We start from the raw sequence: 16778 nt of genomic DNA, 5'->3' as shown, positions 1-16778 counted from the left end.
CCACGTGTCGATGGCTGCCCAAACCTCGGGGTCGCTCACGTCAGCGAGCCAATAGACCTGCACCGAACCCAACTGGAGGCGAATCGTGAGCAATTCGCCAGCCGGAACCGCAATGGAGCCGAAACTGAACGACGGCTGTCCGTACAGTCGCATTGCCGTTGAGCGAAGCCCCCTCCCCTTTGGGAATTGCCCGGTTGCTTACTCGCAGCACTCTTCGTATAGCGAGGCAAAAAGCACAGCCTTTTAAGGTGTTCAGGTCAATCGGCACGATTGGTTAAAAAGGGCTCGCGCTGTTTAAATCGGCCGATGGCTGTTTAGTTGATTGCAACGGCCCCAGCCCTCTGCCAAGCGTCCCAACGGCTAGCCCGCGCGGAACCGCTCAGGTCAGGGTGAAGCCTCAGCCGGTAGACGCGCCGGGACGAAGTCCACCTCATGGGATGTGTCGAAGTTCAAGTCCCCGTGGTGCGAGACACAGCACTCTTCCGCTCAATACTTCAGCGAGACCGGCCACGACCGCTATAGCGTCTTGATAAGGCTCGCGCTCCTCCGCTTAAGTACCGGCTACCAAAAATCCACATATTCCAGCACCGACTTCGTGCCGCGACAAACCTATCGGTAATACCGCACGCGTATCGATAAAGGTCCTGACCAAACGACCGGGCGCTTACCAGAGTCCGCTCGATGATTGTTGGAATGCTTTATTACGGGAAATCGAATTCGAAGTGGTGGTCGGCGCCCGCTCCCCATGAGCGACATCGAAGATGATTTCCACCGCCACCTCCGCCTTAAATACACAATATTTGGATGCACCGTTTTTGGATGTAGACGAAGATGTGACACTTAAATAGAGTCTTGGGCTCTATGCTAGCCGTCATACCAGCCCGAGCCCTGTTTGCACAAAACGTCGAAAACCACCGGACGCGCCTTGGCGTCTCACAGGTGGAGCTCGCTCGCGCCGCCGGGCTGGGACGGAACACCGTTCCGAATATCGAAACGAAGGCTGTCAACGTCCGACTAGACACGGTCAACCGACTGGCAATCGCGCTGGATATCGATCCCTGCCTTCTCTTGGCGCCTTCCTCAAGCCGCTCCGCGGTTGGCTACAGCGAGCGCTCGCTAGACGAACTGGTCGCACAGAATCTGAAAAAGCTCCGCTCACGGCTTGGTCTCGCCCAAGAGGAAACTGCCGCAGCCGCCGGCCTCGTACGGAACTATGTTTACAAAATCGAAAGCAAGAAGATCACGGTAACGCTGGACACGCTGGATGCGCTTGCTCAGGCGCTTCAGGTAGAAAGCTGGCAGATGCTCGTATAGCGCTGGGTGTTCGCTGGGATCCAAGCTTTGTCGCGAACATCCTCCAAGGCTTTGCCCCTCGATCGAGCCATTGCTGTTGCAGGGCTTGATGGGAGAGGGTCCGACAGTGCAGCACAAACGATTTCCCTGAGTTATCTGAAGTCTGCTGGAATCGACTCTGTCCCTGCCGCGCTGGCTACCAATCCGCTCCGCAACGTCCCTCTGTAAGTAATATTCCTTTCACCAATATTACCGACTTATCTGCTGACTGCTGGCCAAAGCCAGTTCAAAAAACACAGCAAAAAAGATGAAGAATCGGCACTTTTCTGCTGCCCAAGTTAAAGATTTATGGTTCCCGGACCAACACCGGCCGCGTTCGCGACGGCGGTGTCGGCATATTCGTGGTGTTCGGGGCTCTCGCGGCTGTTCGCCGCGACCTATATCGACCGCTTCGACCGGCGCCGTCTGCTGCTGTGCGTGTATGCGCTGTTCGCGCTGTCGAACCTCGCGTGCGCGCTCGCCAACAGCTTTGCGCTGCTGCTGGCCGCGCGGGCGTTCGCGGGCATCACCGGCGGCGTGCTCGGCTCGGTGATCATGGCGATCGTCGGCGACGTGATTCCGGTGCAGCGCCGCGGCGCCACGACCGGCACGATCATGACCGCGTTCTCGCTCGCGGCGATTGCGGGCGTGCCGGCCGGCGTGATGCTCGGCGCGCGCTTCAACTGGGCGGCGCCGTTCTTCCTGCTGGTGGTGCTGTCGCTGCTGGTGTGGATGGCGGGCTCGCGACTGGTGCCGTCGCTCGCCGAGCATCTGAACCGCCGTCAGCCGAGGCCTGCCGAAGTGCTGCCCGATTTGGGGGCCGTTCTGAGCAACCCGCGTCATCTGAATGCGTTCGCCCTCACCTTCATGATGATGATCGCGCACATGCTGGTGATTCCGTTCATTTCCCCGATGCTGGTCGCCAATCACGGCGTCGCGCCACAACAGCTTTCGTGGCTGTACATGGCGGGCGGCGCGGCGACGTTCTTCACCGCGCGCCAGGTCGGCAAACTGGCCGACCGCTTCGGCTCGCAGCGCGTATTCCGGATCGCGACGCTGTTGTCGTTCCTGCCCGTGCTGTTCATCACGCATCTGCCGGATCTGCCGTTCTACGGCATGGTGATGTTTTTTCCGTGCTTCATGGTGCTGATGTCCGGACGGATGGTGCCGATGCAGGCGCTGCTCACCACCGTGCCCGAACCCGCGCGGCGCGGCGCGTTTCTCAGCGCGAACAGCGCGCTGCAGGCGTTGGGCACCGGCTGCGGTGCGTGGATCGGCGGATTGATGCTCGGCAATTCGCCGGGCGGACGAATCGTCGGCTATGGGACAGTCGGATGGGTCGCGGTCGCCGTCGCGATGGTGGGTGTTTTTTGGGTGTCGCGTGTGCGGGGAGCGCGGCGCGAACCGCCGCCGGCGCAAGTGCTGCGCAGCGACGTGGTCGGCGAAAGTTGAATCGGTGTGACGGGCGGCGCGTTTGGGGAAGCGGCGCGCGTCGCATGCGTCAGTCGGTTTTCCCGGTCAACGCACGGCGCGCGGTTTCGCCTTCCTCATGCGAGCTCGCGTAAAAAACCCTGGCTCTGCCAAGAATGATCTTCAACGTCGCGATCACCGGCACCGCGAGAAAAATCCCCGCGACGCCGCCAAGCTGATCCCCTGCCAGCAGCCCGACGATCACGAGAAACGGACTCACCTCGACCCCTTCGCTCATCAGATACGGATTGAGCACGTAGTCCTGAAACAGCCGGTACAGTCCGATAAAAATCACCAGTCCGAGCAGATGCGCATAGCCGCTGAACACCGCGACCACCAGCGTGATGGCGACCGCGGCGAGCGGCCCGGCGAACGGCACGAATTCCAGCAAACCCGCGCTGACCGCGAGCAGAAACGCGTAGGGCACGCCGAGCAGCGAAAACACGACGCCATAGCAGATCAGCGTCGCCAGCGACAAAAACAGCAAAGCCCGCACGTATTTCGACAACAGCACGTTCAGGTCGGTGACGATCTCCGCCCACAACGTGCGGTGGCGCTTCGTCAGCAGTTCGAGGAGTGCGTCGCGCATCTGCGGGCCTTCCTTGATCAGCAGAAAGCTCAGAATCGGCACCAGCACCAGATAGATCAGATTGCCGGCCGCGTGCACCACGCCGAGGCCGACGCTGCGCGCCACCGGCACCGCTTTGTCGGAACCGGTCTCGATCTGGCTGCGCACGAAATCCACGATCCGTTCGCGCAACGGTTCGAGAAAATGCGGCAAGGGGAAACGGCTGGGCACATCGGACTTCATCAACCCGGGCAGTTGCGCGAGCAGATGCGTGGCCTGATCCTGCAACTGCACGCCGAAGATTGAGCCGACCACCGCGATGACCGCGACGACCACCACAAACACCAGCGCAATCGACGCCACCCGCGGCACGCGGCGCGGCCTGACGCGCTCGACGAGTTCGACCATCGGATAGATCAGATAGCTGAAGAACACCGCGAACACCACCACCAGCACCGTGGACGACGCGACATAGATCACGAAGAACACCAGCGCGATCAGGGACGCGGTCCAGACTTTCCTGGCCGTGCAGACATCGAATCCCAGCATGAAGCTTCCTCGCAGTAGACGATGAGATCCGACACCTCGAACGCACGGGGACATCGGACCGGTTAAGAGGCAGCCGCAAGGCTGGAGACGCGTGCCGAATTTTGCTGGCGGGCTCGCCGGAGCACTTGACCTTTTACTGCCGGGGCCGCAGCCGGAGTGGCCGCAACCGCACCTGCAGCGCGACCCGCGAAGAATTTACAACAGCTTGCCGAGCAGAAAGCCCACGCCGGCCGCGATCAGCAACGCACCGAGCGGATCATTGCGCGTCGCTTCGGCAATCTGGTCGACGCTGTCGCCGTATTTTGCCTGCGTCTGGCCGGCTTGCTGCCGGAGCTTGCCTTCGGCCTGCAAGCCGAGATCGCCGGTCAGGCCGCCGAGCGCGTCCTGCACCTTGCCGGCCGCTTCATTGACGGTACCGTCGAACTGGTTTGAATTCGCCATGATTGTCCTTGAAGAGGTGAGCACGCTCGCGCGGGTGGTGACCGGCGCTTCGTGCGTTTTCGCTTTGCATCATGCACATTGATGTTGAGTGCCGCGACCATGCCGCGACGATCGGCGAGCCGATCGCTACCTTTTCACGCGGCCGCGCAGGGCATCGGCGGACTCGCCGAGTTTCGCCTGCAGGGTGCCGGCCAGCCTTTCAGCGGCCCCTTCGGCCTGCTTCACGCGATTGCCCGTGACCTTGCCCATCGCCTCCTTGACGGAGCCCTTCAGCTGCTTCGCTGCACCTTCGACACGATTTTTGTCCATCACGCTTTCCTAAGACGGTTGAGTTTCAAACTGATGACGCCAGCGCCGCATGTCCGCCATGCGTCGTTTCGTCGATCGCTTCGCTTCATGCGATCCGCTTTGGAACAACCCAACTGCTTAAGCACGCTTCGTTCCCGGCCGAACTCGCGCGGTGATATCCATGTATCGGGCCGGATGAACGATTGGCAGGCAAACCGGCACCGGCACAGGACACGGATTCGCGCGACACCCGTTCCGCCCGGCAGGAATTACGCAAAATGCAAAAAAAGGCGCGATTGCTCGCGCCTTTCTCCGGGATGCCACCAACGGAATTCTTCACATCATTTTGCAAGGAATGCCCGCCGCCAACACGCGCGGCTGCGGACACCCCGCTGAGGACAACCCGCACTACCTCACCCCTGCTCCACCCCCAACCCCGCGAGCGGATGCCCGTCGCTCTTCCACGGCGAGGCCAGAAAATGCCTGACCCGTTCGGCCCGCACTTCCGCAAGCGTCGCGGGCGCCCAGCGAGCCTTTTGATCCTTATCGATCAACTGCGCCCTCACCCCTTCGCAGAAGTCGCCCTCCTCGATCACCCGTTTGACGATGCCCAGTTCCATCCTGAAGCATTCCGCCAAGGTCATCTGCCGGCCGCGCAATAGCGCCTCGCGCGTGACGCACAGCATCGTCGGCGAGTGGCCGGTGATGGCGTCGCAAGTCGCTTGCAGCCACTGCCTCACCTCGCGCGACGGCTCGCGCTCCAGGTCGTGGCGCAAGGTCGCGGCGATCCTCTCGACGCCCGAACGCCGGTCGAAATGCCTGAGTATCAACTGCGTGAACGCGGCCAGCGCCGCGTGCGGGATGATGTTGCACGGCGGCTCGAACACGCCGCGCAAGGCGGCCATCAGATCACCGTCGTGCGACATGCGCTGCAACCGTTCCTCGAAGCTCGCGAGCCAGTCGGCCGGCACGCACAGATCGGCCAGTTGCAGGCGCAACGCGTCGGCGCCCGACAGTGTCGCGCCGGTCAGCCCGACATACAGCTCGACCTCGGCCGGCATCACACCGAGAAAACGCGTTGCGCCGACGTCCGGCAGAAAGCCGATGCGCGTCTCCGGCATCGCGATCCTGCTGCGCTCCGTGACGATGCGCAGCCGCGCCGCCTGACCCAGCCCCATGCCGCCGCCCATCGCGATCCCGTCGAGCAGCGCGACCACCGGTTTTGGAAACGTGTGCAGCGCGTAGTCGAGCCGGTATTCATCGACGAAGAACGCAAGCCAGCGGTGATCGCCGCTCTTCGCCAGCCGGTGCACTTCGCGCACGTCGCCGCCGGCGCAAAATCCCTTCGTTCCGGCGCCTTTCAGCACCAGCGCGACGATGCCGCTGTCGTGGCGGCAATGCTCGATCAGCACGGCGAGTTCGCGCACCATCGCGTGCGAGAGCGCGTTGAGCGCGGCCGGCCGGTTTAGCGTGATGATCGCGACGCGGTTGACGACGCGAAACAGAATCTCGCGCTGCGCTTGCGTGCCCGTTTCGAGCGCGACGCTTTGCGAGGTGCTCATGAGCTGGCCTGTGCCGGGAAGCGGGCGGCATGACCCATGGGAGCAGCCGATTCCGCCGGTTGAAGCTGCGCCGCTTGCCAGCGCGGCTTGCGCTTTTCGAGGAATGCGTTGACCCCTTCACGCTGATCCGCGCCGTCGAACAGATCGACGAAGCGTTCGCGTTCCAGCGCCAGGGCCGCCGAGCGAGGCACGCCGTTGCGCGCCTGATGAATCAGCGTCTTGCTGAAGCCAACCGCTTGCGGGCTCAGACCCGCGACGCGCGCGGCCATGGTCAGCGCGGCATCGCGCGCCGCGCCCCGATCCACCACCTCTTCGACCAGACCGATGCGCAGCGCGGTCGCCGCATCGACCCGCTCGCCGGTGAGGATGATGCGCTTGGCCCAGCCTTCGCCGACCAGCCATGGCAGCGTCTGCGTGCCGCACCCGCAAGGCAGCAGGCCGACCGCGGTCTCGGGCAGCGCCAGCAACGCATGCGGTTCGGCGATGCGGATATCGCACACGAGCGCGCACTCCAGTCCGCCGCCCATCGCATAACCGTTGATCGCCGCGATCACCACCGGCCGCGCATTCTGCAACGTCTCGAACGCCGCGCCGAAGCGCGCCGCCGCGGTGCGCGCGACTTCGCGATCGCCGTCGGCGAACGTGTTCAGATCGGCGCCCGCGCTGAAAAACTTCCGCCCATCGCCGGTGATCACGATCGCCCGCACGCGCGGCTCGCCGTTCAGCCGTTCGACGCTCTGCTGCAATTGCAGCAAGCCCTCAGGCGTGCACGCGTTCGCGGGCGGCCGCTTGAGCGTGAGCAGCGCAACGGCGCCGTCGTGTGCGTAGTCGAGTTCGATCATCACGCGTCGCCCCCCTTGGCCTCGTTACGATAAAGCTTGATGACCGCCGAAAAGTCCAGACGTCCCGCGCCTTTCGTGCTCATGGTCTGATAAAGCTGCTGCGCGAGCGCGCCGAGATAGACGGGCTGGCGTGCGCCGCGCGCGGCGTCGGTGGCGAGACCGAGGTCCTTGAGCATCAGGTCGGTGCCGAATCCGCCGGTGTAGCCGCGCGTCGACGGTGCGGTGTCGATCACGCCGGGCATCGGGTTATACGTGTCCGAACTCCAGCAGCGCCCCGTCGATGTATTGATGATGCCGCCCAGCACTTTCGCGTCGATGCCGAGCGCCTCGCCGAGCGACATCGCCTCGGCCACGCCCGCCATCGTGATGCCGAGCACGAGGTTGTTGCAGATCTTCGCGACCTGGCCAGTGCCGGTGTCGCCGCAATGCACGATGTTCTTGCCCATCGCCGACAACACCGGCTTGACCTGTTCATACGCGCTCGCACTGCCGCCGACCATGAAGGTCAGCGTGCCCGCCGCCGCACCGCCGGTGCCGCCCGATACCGGCGCATCGACGAAGCTGTTGCCATGCTGCGCCGCGAGTTCGGCGAAGGCCTTCACGCTGGCGGGATCGATCGTGCTCGAATCGATGATCGTCACGCCCTTCGCGATACCCGAGAACACGCCGTCTTCCGCACTCAGCACGCTGCGCACATGCGCGGCTGCCGGCAGCATCGTAATCACGCATTCCACGTCGGTCACGGCCGCTTTCGGCGAGCCGGCCGCCTTCGCGCCCGCATCGACGAGCCCCTGCACGGCTTGCGCGCTGAGGTCGAATACGTTGACCGCGTGGCCCGCTTTCAGCAGGTTGCGCGCCATCGGCGCGCCCATGTTGCCGAGTCCGATAAAGCCTATTTTCATGATGTCGTCTCCGTTTCCGTGCGCTCGGGTCGCGTTCAGCGCAGGCTGATCGTCGTGTTGACGCCGTCGTTGACGGTGTCGTCGTCGAACCAGCGCGCCGTGACCGTCTTGGTCTGCGTGTAGAACTGCACGACCTGTTTGCCATAGGGGCCGAGGTCGCCGAGCTTCGAGCCGCGCGAGCCGGTGAAGCTGAAAAACGGCACCGGCACCGGAATCGGAATGTTGATGCCGACCTGGCCGATGTCGATCTCGCTCTGGAATTTGCGCGCCGCCGCGCCGCTCTGCGTGAAGAGGCCGACGCCGTTGCCGAACGGATTGCGATTGACGAGCGCGATCGCGTCGTCGAGCGTTGCAACGTTCAGCACTTGCAGCACGGGGCCGAAAATTTCGGTGCGGTAGATTTCCATTTCGGTGGTGACGTCGGTGAAGATCGTCGGGCCGATGAAATTGCCCTGCTCGTAGCCGGGCACCTTCACGTCGCGGCCGTCGAGCGCGAGCGTGGCGCCTTCCTTAACGCCCGCTTCGATCAGACCGAGAATGCGTTGCTTCGCCGCGCGCGAGACCACCGGGCCGATGTCGGTACCCGGTTCGTTGCCCGCGTTGACCTTGAGCGTCTTCGCTTTCGCGACGAGTTCGGGCAGCCATTGCTGCGCGGCGCCCACCAGCACCACCACGGAAGTCGCCATGCAGCGCTGCCCGGCCGCGCCGAAGCCGGCGCCGGCCAGCGCGTTCAGGGTCTGCTCGCGGTTCGCGTCGGGCAGCACCACCGCGTGATTCTTCGCGCCCATCATCGACTGCACGCGCTTGCCGTGCTCGCTGCCGAGGCGGTACACGTGCGTGCCGACCGCCGTCGACCCGACGAACGAAACCGCCTTGACCAGCTCGTGCGTGCAGAGCATGTCGACCACGTCCTTGCCGCCGTGCACCACGTTCAGCACGCCCTTCGGCACGCCGGCTTCGAGCGCGAGTTCGACCAGCTGCATCGTCGACAGCGGGTCCTGCTCCGACGGCTTGAGCACGAAGGTATTGCCGCAGACGATCGCCATCGGGAACATCCACAGCGGGATCATCGCGGGGAAGTTGAATGGCGTGATGCCCGCGCAGACGCCGAGCGGCTGGCGCAGCGTGTAGGTGTCCACGCCGCCCGCGACGTTCTCCGCGAATTCACCCTGCTGCAACGTGCCGATCGAGCACGCGTGTTCCACCACTTCGAGTCCGCGGAAGATGTCGCCTTCGGCATCGGGAATCGTCTTGCCCTGCTCCGTGCTCAAGGTCTTCGCGATGCGCGGCATGTGCTCGCGGATCAACGCCTGGTACTTCAGCATGATGCGCATGCGCGCGCCGATCGGCGTGTCCTTCCAGGTCCTGAACGCGGCGTGCGCGCTGCGGATCGCTTCGTTGACTTCGTCGGTGGTGGCGAACGGCACGCGCGCCAGCACTTCCTGCGTGGCGGGATTGACGATGTCGCGCCATTCACCGGTCTTCGATTCGACGAACTCGCCGTTGATCAGCAGCTTGACGGTGGCGACGGCGTCGGCGGCGATGCGCCCGGCGTGGTTCGAAGCAATTGCGCTCATGCTGAAACTCCTGTGCGTGGGCCGCGGCGGCCTGAGAATCATGGTGACAACGGGGATGGGGGCGAACAAAAATAATCAACGCAACTCCGGAAAGTCCTCTTCCCAATACTCGTCCGGCAGACGCGCGGGCTCGGCGGCGCGCTCCATTTCGCGGCGCCGCAATTCGACGCGGCGGATCTTGCCGGAGATGGTTTTCGGCAACTCGCTGAATTGCAGACGGCGAATCCGCTTATACGGCGCGAGTTTCTCGCGCGAGAACGCGAAGACAGCGCGCGCGAGTTCGGGTCCGGCCTGGTAGCCCTGGCGCACGGTGACAAACGCTTTGGGCACCGACAGACGCAGCGCGTCGGCGCTCGGCACCACGGCGGCTTCGCCGATCGCCTCGTGTTCGATCAGCACGCTTTCGAGTTCGAACGGACTCAACCGGTAATCGGACGATTTGAAGACGTCGTCGGCGCGCCCGACATACACGTAGTAGCCGTCATCGCGCCGCATGGCGACATCGGACGTGCGGTAGAAGCCGTTGCGCATGGCTTGCGCCGTCGCGCCGGCGTTGTTCGCGTAGCCGGTCATCAAACCGAGCGGACGCTCGGCGAGCGGCAGCGCGATTTCACCTTCGGTCACGGGTTGATCGTCGGCGTCGAGCAGTTCGATCCGGTAGCCCGGCAGCGGGCGCCCCATCGAACCGGCGACGACCGGCTGTCCCGGCGAGTTGCCGATCTGGCAGGTGGTCTCGGTCTGGCCGAAGCCGTCGCGAATCGTGATGCCCCACGCGTGCCTGACGCGCTCGATGACCTCCGGATTCAGCGGCTCGCCCGCGCCGACGATCTCGCGCAGCTTGACCGGATAATCCGCGAGCGGCTCCTGCACGAGCATGCGCCACACGGTCGGCGGCGCGCACAGCGTGGTGACGTTGAAACGCACCAGCGCGTTCAGCGTGTCTTTCGGCACGAAGCGCGCGAAGTTGAACACGAACACGCAGGCCTGCGCGTTCCAAGGCGCGAAGAAGCAGCTCCACGCGTGCTTGGCCCAGCCCGGCGAGCTGATGTTCCAATGGATGTCGTTCGGCTGCAGCCCGATCCAGTACATCGTGGACAGATGGCCGACCGGATAGCTCTGATGCGTATGCTCGACGAGCTTGGGCTTCGATGTGGTGCCCGACGTGAAGTACAGCAGCAGCGTGTCGGTTGCGCGTGTGGTGCCGTCGGGCGTGAATTGCGGCGACGCGTCGTAGGCGGCCGCCAGATCGATCCAGCCGTCGCGCGGTGCGCCGACCGAGAAGCGCGTGAGCGGCACGTCGAGCGTATCGAACTTGGCCAGCTCCGCGCTGTCGACCACGGCGAACTTCGCGCCGCCGATCTGCACACGGTCGCGCACGTCGTCGGCGCAAAGCTGGGTGGTGGCGGGCAGCACGATCGCGCCGAGCTTCATCGCCGCGAGCATCACGTCCCACAGTTCGACGCGGTTCGGCAGCATCAGGAGCACATGGTCGCCGCGGCCCACGCCCGATGCGCGCAGAAAGTTCGCCATGCGCGCCGAGCGTTCGGACATCTGCGCGTACGACAAACGCAGGCCGTCGCTGGCGGGATCGTCGACGATCCATAGTGCGGGATTGTGGTTCTCGCGCGCGATCACGTCGAAATAGTCGAGCGCCCAGTTGAACTCGCCGAGCTGCGGCCACGTGAATTCGCGGTATGCGCGGTCGTAGTCGGCGCGATGGCGCAATAACAGATCGCGCGCGTCGAAGAAGCTTTTCGTTGCAGTCATCGTCGTCTCCTGTCGGGGGCGCTTTAGCGTCTTACGGTAAGCGCTTTGCTTTTTTGTTTCGCTGATGCTTCGCCTCGTGCCACTGCCAGCGTTCCGCTCATGTTGGTCACGGGCCGCCGGGCAAGCTATTTTGCGCTCAAACGCCTGTCCAGTTGGCGTTCAAACATGACGGGCAATCACCATCCGTTGCACCTCACTCGTTCCTTCGTAAATCTGCGTGATGCGCGCGTCGCGGTAGTGGCGCTCCACCGCGTAGTCCTCCAGATACCCATAACCGCCGTGAATCTGAATCGCGTTCGAACAGATTTGCTCTGCCAGTTCCGACGCGAACAGCTTCGCCTGCGACGCCTCCGACAAGCACGGCCGCCCCGCCGAACGCAGCCGCGCCGCGTGATGCACGAGCAGACGCGCGGCGTTCAGGCGCGTGGCCATGTCGGCGAGCATGTTGGCGATGGTCTGATGGTCCTTGAGCGCCTTGCCGAATTGCACGCGCTCGTTCGCATAGCGGCGCGCGGCATCGAACGCGGCCCGCGCGATGCCGACCGCCTGCGCGGCGATGCCGATGCGCCCGCCTTCGAGATTCGACAGCGCGATGCGCAAGCCCTCGCCCGGCTCGCCGAGCAGATTGGCTTCGGGCACCGCACAGTCGTCGAATGAAATCGGGCAGGTGTCGGACGCGCGAATGCCGAGCTTGTGCTCCGGCTTGCCGACGTTGAAGCCCGGCGTGCTGGTCGGCACGATGAACGCAGACAGGCCGCGCTTGCCGCGCTCCGGATCGGTGACCGCGAAGACGATCGCGAGGTCGGCGCGCGCGCCGTTGGTGACGAACTGCTTGCTGCCGTTGAGAATCCACTGGCCGTCGCGCGGCACCGCGCGCGAACGCAGATTGTTCGCCTCGGAGCCGGCCTGCGGCTCGGTCAGGCAGAACGCGCCGATCAGCCGGCCGGTCGCGAGGTCGTGCAGGTAGCGGTCTTTTTGCGCGGCGCTGCCGAAGTTGAGGATCGGCCCGCAGCCGACCGAGTTGTGCACGCTCATCAGCGTCGCGCACGCGGCGCAGCCGGCGGCGATCTCTTCGAGCGCAAGCGCATAGGCGACGTAGTCGGTGTACGAGCCGCCCCACTCCGGCGGCACGATCATGCCGAGAAAGCCGAGTTCGCCCATCTGCGTGACGACGTCGGCGGGCAGCTGCGCGTCGCGGTCCCATTGCGCCGCGTGCGGCGCGAGCCGTTCGGTGGCGAACTCGCGCGCGGCGTCGCGGATCATCCGTTGCTCGTCGGTGTAGAAGCTGTCCATGGGGTGGGTCCTGTGCTGTGCGTCGGATGGCGGCGATCGGTTAATGCCAACTATAGGCAAGCCACTGGACAGTTCCGATGCTCGGCCCGATCATTCTGCCTGAGCGCATTTGCCATATTCATGCCTTGGAACACCAAATAGAACCGCTATTTCAAAGGCTTGGCGAATCGCCCTAGGGAAAATGCTGAGCGCTTTTGCCAGATCAACCGGACCTCTATGAAAACCGACAAGGGCACGATTTCCGTCAGCATGGTCGAGCAGACCCTGGCGCTCGCCCGCGCGCGCGGCCTGGATGCGCTGCCGCTCGCCGAAGCCGCGGGCATCGCGGCGCCGATGCTGGGCTCGCCGAAGAGCCGGGTGTCCTCGGCGCAATACGGCGCATTGTGGGCCGGCATTGCGCGCGCGCTGGACGACGAGTTCTTCGGCCAGGACTCGCATCGCATGAAAAGCGGCAGCTTCATCGCGATGACGCAAACGGCGCTGACCGCGCGCAACGGCGCGCAGGCGCTCGCGCGCGCGGTCGGCTTCATGCGCCTCGTGCTCGACGACCTCGGCGCGCAGATCGATGCGAGCGCGCAGCGCGTGCGGCTCAGATTCGTCGAACGCGAAGGCGCGAAGGCGCCGGCCATGTTCGCCTATGCGACCTGGTTCATCCTCGTGTACGGTCTGCTGTGCTGGCTAGTCGGGCGGCGCATACCGTTGCTCGAGGCGCGCTTTCGCTGCGCCGAGCCGCCCGCCGCGCATGAGTACCGGCTGATGTTCTGCGACCACATGACGTTCGATCAGGCCGAGTCGTATGTCGATCTCGCACCGGCCTTTCTCGATCTGCCGGTGATCCAGACGACCAAGTCGGTCAAGCCGTTCCTGCGCGATGCGCCCGGCAGCTTCATCGTCAAGTATCGCAATGCGGGCTCGCTCGCGGCGCGCGTGCGCAAGACGCTGCGCGCGCTGCCGATGTCCGGCTGGCCCGCCGCCGATCAGATGGCCGCCCGCCTGCACGTCGCCGAAGCGACGATGCGGCGGCGCCTGAAACAGGAAGGCTATACGTACCAGTCGATCAAGGACGACCTGCGGCGCGACATCGCGATCGGCGAATTGCAGGGCACCGATCGCACGATCGCCGACATCGCGACGGCCGTGGGCTTTGCGGAGCCCAGCGCGTTTCATCGCGCGTTTCGCAAGTGGACCGGCATGCGTCCGACCGACTACCGGCCGGCGCGCGCGGATTTCACGCAGCGCGCGGAATCGGACTAAGCTGTAAGCGGCAGGCCAGCCTTCTCCAGGATATCGGCCCGCGCTCGCCGATACCTGTCGGCTGGGCGCGGCGGCCGTCAGCGATGAGCACGTATCCACGTCTCCCGTTCCGGCAGTCTGGTTCGCGCACGCCGCTTATCCGCGGCGGCGTCGTGGGCCGGTTGATGCGCGGCGTCGCCGCGCTGGGCGTGCTTTTGGCGTTCGGCTTCGCGTCGTGCGAATGGGCGCCGCCGCTGTACGCCGCGCTCGTGCGCAATAGCGTCGTGGTGATTCCGGTGAACGGCGCGATCGGTCCGGGCAGCGCGGACTTCATCGTGCGCGGCCTGCAACGCGCGGTCGATGGGCACGCGCAACTCGCGGTGCTGCAACTCGACACGCCCGGCGGCCTGGATACCTCGATGCGGCAGATCATCAAGGCGATACTCGGCTCGCCGGTGCCGGTCGCCACCTTCATCGCGCCGAGCGGCGCACGCGCGGCGAGCGCCGGTACGTACATCATCTACGCAAGCCATATCGCGGCGATGGCGCCGGGCACCAATCTCGGCGCGGCGACACCGGTGCAGATGGGGATCGGCGGGGCCGAGCCACCCGCCGGCGGCGGGGCACCGGGGTTGCCGGGGTCCCCTGCGGGTACACATGGGTTGCCGGGGGCTGGTGCACCGAGCCCGTCCGCCTCCGCCGCCTCCACCGCTTCTGCAAGCGAAGCCGCCAACGCACTGCCGCTGGACACCCAATCGACCGAACTGCGCAAGCAGGTCCAGGACGCGGCCGCCTACATCCACGGCCTCGCGCAGATGCGCGGGCGCAATGCCGGCTGGGCCGATCGCGCGGTGCGCGAAGCCGTCAGCCTGTCGGCGCAAGACGCGCTCGCGCAGCACGTCGTCGACCTGGTCGCGCGCGACGTGCCCGACCTGTTGCGCCAGGTCGACGGCCGCACGTTCACGACGAGCAATGGCACCGGCACGCTGCACACCGCGCACGCGCCGCTCGTCACGCTCGAAGCCGACTGGCGCAGCCGGTTCCTCACGGTCATCACCGATCCCAGCGTCGCGCTGGTGCTGCTGATGCTGGGCATGTACGGCCTGTTCTTCGAATTCGCCAATCCGGGCTTCGTGCTGCCCGGCGTGGTCGGCGCGATCAGCCTGTTGCTGGGCCTGTTCGCGATGCAGATGCTGCCAGTCAGCTACGTCGGCCTCGGGCTGATCTTTCTCGGCATCGCCTTCCTGATCGGCGAGGCGTTCCTGCCGACCTTCGGCTCGCTCGGTTTCGGCGGAGTGGTCGCGTTCGTGATCGGCGCCTTGATGCTGATGGACACCGACGTGCCCGGCTACGGTATCCCGCTGCCGCTGATCGCCGCCGTCGTCGTGTTCAGCGTGGTGTTCGTGCTCGGGGTGTCGAGGCTCGCGCTGCGCGCGCGGCGCCGGCCCGTGGTGACCGGCTCGGAAGGGTTGATCGGCAGCATCGGCGTGGTGCTCGACGGCGGTCTCGCGCCTGAGCACGCGACGCCGGGCGGCGCGCCGGAAGGCTGGGCGCGCGTGCAAGGCGAGCGCTGGCGGGTGTCCAGCGCGGCGCCCGTCGCGGCCGGCCAGCCGGTGCGCGTGACCGCGCGGCTCGGACTGACGCTGACCGTGGTGCCCGTCGCGGCCGGCGAGGCCATACAAGGAGAACGCTCATGATCGGTTTCACATTCGGCTTCAGCAGCATTCTGATTCTGCTGGCGGCCGCGCTGATTGCTTCGTCGGTGCGGATTTTTCGGGAGTACGAACGTGGCGTGGTGTTCATGCTCGGGCGCTTCTGGAAGGTCAAGGGCCCCGGCCTCGTGCTGATCATCCCGGTCGTGCAGCAAGCGGTGCGGATGGATTTACGCACTGTCGTGTTCGATGTGCCGCCGCAGGACGTGATCACGCGCGACAACGTGTCGGTGAAGGTCAACGCGGTGGTGTACTTCCGCGTGGTCGATCCGGAGAAAGCGGTGATCCAGGTGGCGCGCTACTTCGAGGCGACCAGCCAGCTTTCGCAGACGACGCTGCGCGCGGTGCTGGGCAAGCACGAGCTCGACGAACTGCTGGCCGAGCGCGAGCAGCTGAACGCCGACATCCAGAAAGTGCTCGATTCGCAGACCGACGCGTGGGGCATCAAGGTATCGATCGTCGAGATCAAGCACGTGGACATCAACGAAACGATGATCCGCGCGATTGCCCGCCAGGCCGAAGCTGAGCGCGAGCGCCGCGCCAAGGTGATACACGCCGAGGGCGAACTGCAGGCCTCGCAGCATCTGCTGGAAGCGGCGCAAACGCTCGCCCGGCAGCCGCAGGCGATGCAGTTGCGCTACCTGCAAACCCTCACGACGATCGCCGCCGACAAGAATTCGACGATCGTGTTTCCGCTGCCGATCGATCTGCTGAGCGCAGTACTGGATCGCTTCGGCAAACCGGCGTCCCCATGAACCCGCCGGACTTGCGTGCTTTGAGTCGCAAAATGAAATGGTGCATTGCCTTCCATAGCCTTACTCGAAATGGGACTGAAAACCAGAATCCCCGCGTTGCTTTAACCGCTCCACAGGAGCTCATCATGAAAATGTTTTCTCACGTTGGACTCGGCGCGCTGTTGGCCGCCGTGACGGTCAGTACCGCGTTCGCGCAGACGCAGGCGGGGCCTTATGACCCGTCGGCGCCGAAAACGCGTGCCCAGGTCAGAGCCGACCTGATCGAGTGGCGCGCCGCCGGCTATGATCCGCTCGACTGGATCGACTACCCGGAAAATGCGCAGCGCGCGGGCCGCATCGTCGCGGCGCGGCGTGCGCAGCAAGCGGGCGACATGACGACCCAGTAACGCACGCCGCAACTCGCGGCGTGCTGCCGGGCTGCTCGTGACTGCAATGGTCGCGGGTGAAAGCGGTCCGGCATGCCGTTCGGGCTGTTCGCGGCCTGCGT

General features: G+C 65.0%; 15 protein-coding genes. 6 read left to right on the top strand and 9 right to left on the bottom strand.

Annotation, left to right across the window (positions count from 1 at the left end; all coding sequences use genetic code 11):
- Positions 1 to 861: 861 nt before the first annotated feature.
- A complete protein-coding gene (locus tag PQR02_RS30235) occupies positions 862 to 1314 on the top strand; it encodes a helix-turn-helix domain-containing protein (RefSeq protein WP_408240264.1) in 453 nt (150 codons plus the stop codon).
- Positions 1315 to 1641: 327 nt separating this feature from the next.
- Positions 1642 to 2784: an MFS transporter gene (locus tag PQR02_RS30230; protein WP_408240261.1), complete on the top strand. Its 1143-nt coding sequence runs from the start codon at positions 1642 to 1644 to the stop codon at positions 2782 to 2784.
- Between the two features lie 49 nt (positions 2785 to 2833).
- On the opposite strand, the gene PQR02_RS30225 is transcribed toward PQR02_RS30230, so the two are convergent.
- From PQR02_RS30225 to PQR02_RS30185, 9 genes are all read right to left on the bottom strand, one after another.
- The gene (locus PQR02_RS30225) at positions 2834 to 3919 is read right to left on the bottom strand and encodes an AI-2E family transporter (RefSeq protein ID WP_408240258.1); all 1086 of its coding nucleotides are present in this window, start codon (positions 3917 to 3919) and stop codon (positions 2834 to 2836) included.
- A 195-nt stretch (positions 3920 to 4114) separates the two neighbouring features.
- Positions 4115 to 4360, bottom strand: a complete 246-nt coding sequence (locus tag PQR02_RS30220) for a CsbD family protein (protein ID WP_408240255.1) — start codon at positions 4358 to 4360, stop codon at positions 4115 to 4117.
- Between the two features lie 126 nt (positions 4361 to 4486).
- Positions 4487 to 4669 carry a CsbD family protein gene (locus PQR02_RS30215; protein WP_408240252.1) on the bottom strand — a complete coding sequence of 61 codons (183 nt, stop codon included), beginning with the start codon at positions 4667 to 4669 and terminating at the stop codon, positions 4487 to 4489.
- 392 nt (positions 4670 to 5061) lie between these two features.
- Entirely contained in the window at positions 5062 to 6210 is a 1149-nt protein-coding gene (locus PQR02_RS30210; protein WP_408240249.1) for an enoyl-CoA hydratase/isomerase family protein, read from the bottom strand.
- Positions 6207 to 7052, bottom strand: coding sequence for an enoyl-CoA hydratase (locus tag PQR02_RS30205; protein WP_408240273.1), 846 nt, complete (start codon positions 7050 to 7052; stop codon positions 6207 to 6209). The genes PQR02_RS30210 and PQR02_RS30205 overlap by 4 nt, the downstream gene beginning before the upstream one ends.
- Positions 7052 to 7954 carry a 3-hydroxyisobutyrate dehydrogenase gene (gene mmsB, locus PQR02_RS30200; RefSeq protein ID WP_408240246.1) on the bottom strand — a complete coding sequence of 301 codons (903 nt, stop codon included), beginning with the start codon at positions 7952 to 7954 and terminating at the stop codon, positions 7052 to 7054. The genes PQR02_RS30205 and mmsB overlap by 1 nt, the downstream gene beginning before the upstream one ends.
- 35 nt (positions 7955 to 7989) lie before the next feature.
- The gene (locus tag PQR02_RS30195; protein ID WP_408240243.1) at positions 7990 to 9531 is read right to left on the bottom strand and encodes a CoA-acylating methylmalonate-semialdehyde dehydrogenase; all 1542 of its coding nucleotides are present in this window, start codon (positions 9529 to 9531) and stop codon (positions 7990 to 7992) included.
- A gap of 75 nt (positions 9532 to 9606) precedes the next feature.
- On the bottom strand, positions 9607 to 11298 hold the full coding sequence (locus PQR02_RS30190) for an AMP-binding protein (protein ID WP_408240240.1): 1692 nt from the start codon (positions 11296 to 11298) through the stop codon (positions 9607 to 9609).
- 159 nt (positions 11299 to 11457) lie between these two features.
- Complete coding sequence (locus PQR02_RS30185; RefSeq protein WP_408240237.1) at positions 11458 to 12591, bottom strand: acyl-CoA dehydrogenase family protein; 1134 nt, start codon at positions 12589 to 12591, stop codon at positions 11458 to 11460.
- A 216-nt stretch (positions 12592 to 12807) separates the two neighbouring features.
- Between PQR02_RS30185 and PQR02_RS30180 the strand changes: the two genes are divergently transcribed.
- The 4 genes from PQR02_RS30180 (at position 12808) to PQR02_RS30165 (ending at position 16677) form a co-directional block, all read left to right on the top strand.
- Positions 12808 to 13845, top strand: coding sequence for an AraC family transcriptional regulator (locus tag PQR02_RS30180; RefSeq protein WP_408240234.1), 1038 nt, complete (start codon positions 12808 to 12810; stop codon positions 13843 to 13845).
- A gap of 83 nt (positions 13846 to 13928) precedes the next feature.
- Positions 13929 to 15521, top strand: a complete 1593-nt coding sequence (locus tag PQR02_RS30175; RefSeq protein ID WP_408240231.1) for an NfeD family protein — start codon at positions 13929 to 13931, stop codon at positions 15519 to 15521.
- Positions 15518 to 16291, top strand: a complete 774-nt coding sequence (locus tag PQR02_RS30170) for a slipin family protein (protein ID WP_408240228.1) — start codon at positions 15518 to 15520, stop codon at positions 16289 to 16291. Before PQR02_RS30175 ends, PQR02_RS30170 begins: the two co-directional genes overlap by 4 nt.
- 125 nt (positions 16292 to 16416) lie before the next feature.
- Complete coding sequence (locus tag PQR02_RS30165) at positions 16417 to 16677, top strand: DUF4148 domain-containing protein (RefSeq protein ID WP_408240225.1); 261 nt, start codon at positions 16417 to 16419, stop codon at positions 16675 to 16677.
- Positions 16678 to 16778 lie beyond the last annotated feature (101 nt).

The organism is Paraburkholderia sediminicola, assembly GCF_046026895.1.
Lineage (GTDB): Bacteria > Pseudomonadota > Gammaproteobacteria > Burkholderiales > Burkholderiaceae > Paraburkholderia > Paraburkholderia sediminicola_C.
Note: the sequence above shows the minus strand (reverse complement) of the source record. Positions and strands in the feature narration are given on the sequence as shown.

Excerpts from the sequence above, each read along its gene's own strand:
- PQR02_RS30235 (WP_408240264.1), top strand. The coding sequence starts at position 862 with ATGCTAGCCGTCATACCAGCCCGAGCCCTGTTTGCACAAAACGTCGAA.
- PQR02_RS30230 (WP_408240261.1), top strand. The coding sequence starts at position 1,642 with ATGGTTCCCGGACCAACACCGGCCGCGTTCGCGACGGCGGTGTCGGCA.
- PQR02_RS30225 (WP_408240258.1), bottom strand. The coding sequence starts at position 3,919 with ATGCTGGGATTCGATGTCTGCACGGCCAGGAAAGTCTGGACCGCGTCC.
- PQR02_RS30220 (WP_408240255.1), bottom strand. The coding sequence starts at position 4,360 with ATGGCGAATTCAAACCAGTTCGACGGTACCGTCAATGAAGCGGCCGGC.
- PQR02_RS30215 (WP_408240252.1), bottom strand. The coding sequence starts at position 4,669 with ATGGACAAAAATCGTGTCGAAGGTGCAGCGAAGCAGCTGAAGGGCTCC.
- PQR02_RS30210 (WP_408240249.1), bottom strand. The coding sequence starts at position 6,210 with ATGAGCACCTCGCAAAGCGTCGCGCTCGAAACGGGCACGCAAGCGCAG.
- PQR02_RS30205 (WP_408240273.1), bottom strand. The coding sequence starts at position 7,052 with ATGATCGAACTCGACTACGCACACGACGGCGCCGTTGCGCTGCTCACG.
- mmsB (WP_408240246.1), bottom strand. The coding sequence starts at position 7,954 with ATGAAAATAGGCTTTATCGGACTCGGCAACATGGGCGCGCCGATGGCG.
- PQR02_RS30195 (WP_408240243.1), bottom strand. The coding sequence starts at position 9,531 with ATGAGCGCAATTGCTTCGAACCACGCCGGGCGCATCGCCGCCGACGCC.
- PQR02_RS30190 (WP_408240240.1), bottom strand. The coding sequence starts at position 11,298 with ATGACTGCAACGAAAAGCTTCTTCGACGCGCGCGATCTGTTATTGCGC.
- PQR02_RS30185 (WP_408240237.1), bottom strand. The coding sequence starts at position 12,591 with ATGGACAGCTTCTACACCGACGAGCAACGGATGATCCGCGACGCCGCG.
- PQR02_RS30180 (WP_408240234.1), top strand. The coding sequence starts at position 12,808 with ATGAAAACCGACAAGGGCACGATTTCCGTCAGCATGGTCGAGCAGACC.
- PQR02_RS30175 (WP_408240231.1), top strand. The coding sequence starts at position 13,929 with ATGAGCACGTATCCACGTCTCCCGTTCCGGCAGTCTGGTTCGCGCACG.
- PQR02_RS30170 (WP_408240228.1), top strand. The coding sequence starts at position 15,518 with ATGATCGGTTTCACATTCGGCTTCAGCAGCATTCTGATTCTGCTGGCG.
- PQR02_RS30165 (WP_408240225.1), top strand. The coding sequence starts at position 16,417 with ATGAAAATGTTTTCTCACGTTGGACTCGGCGCGCTGTTGGCCGCCGTG.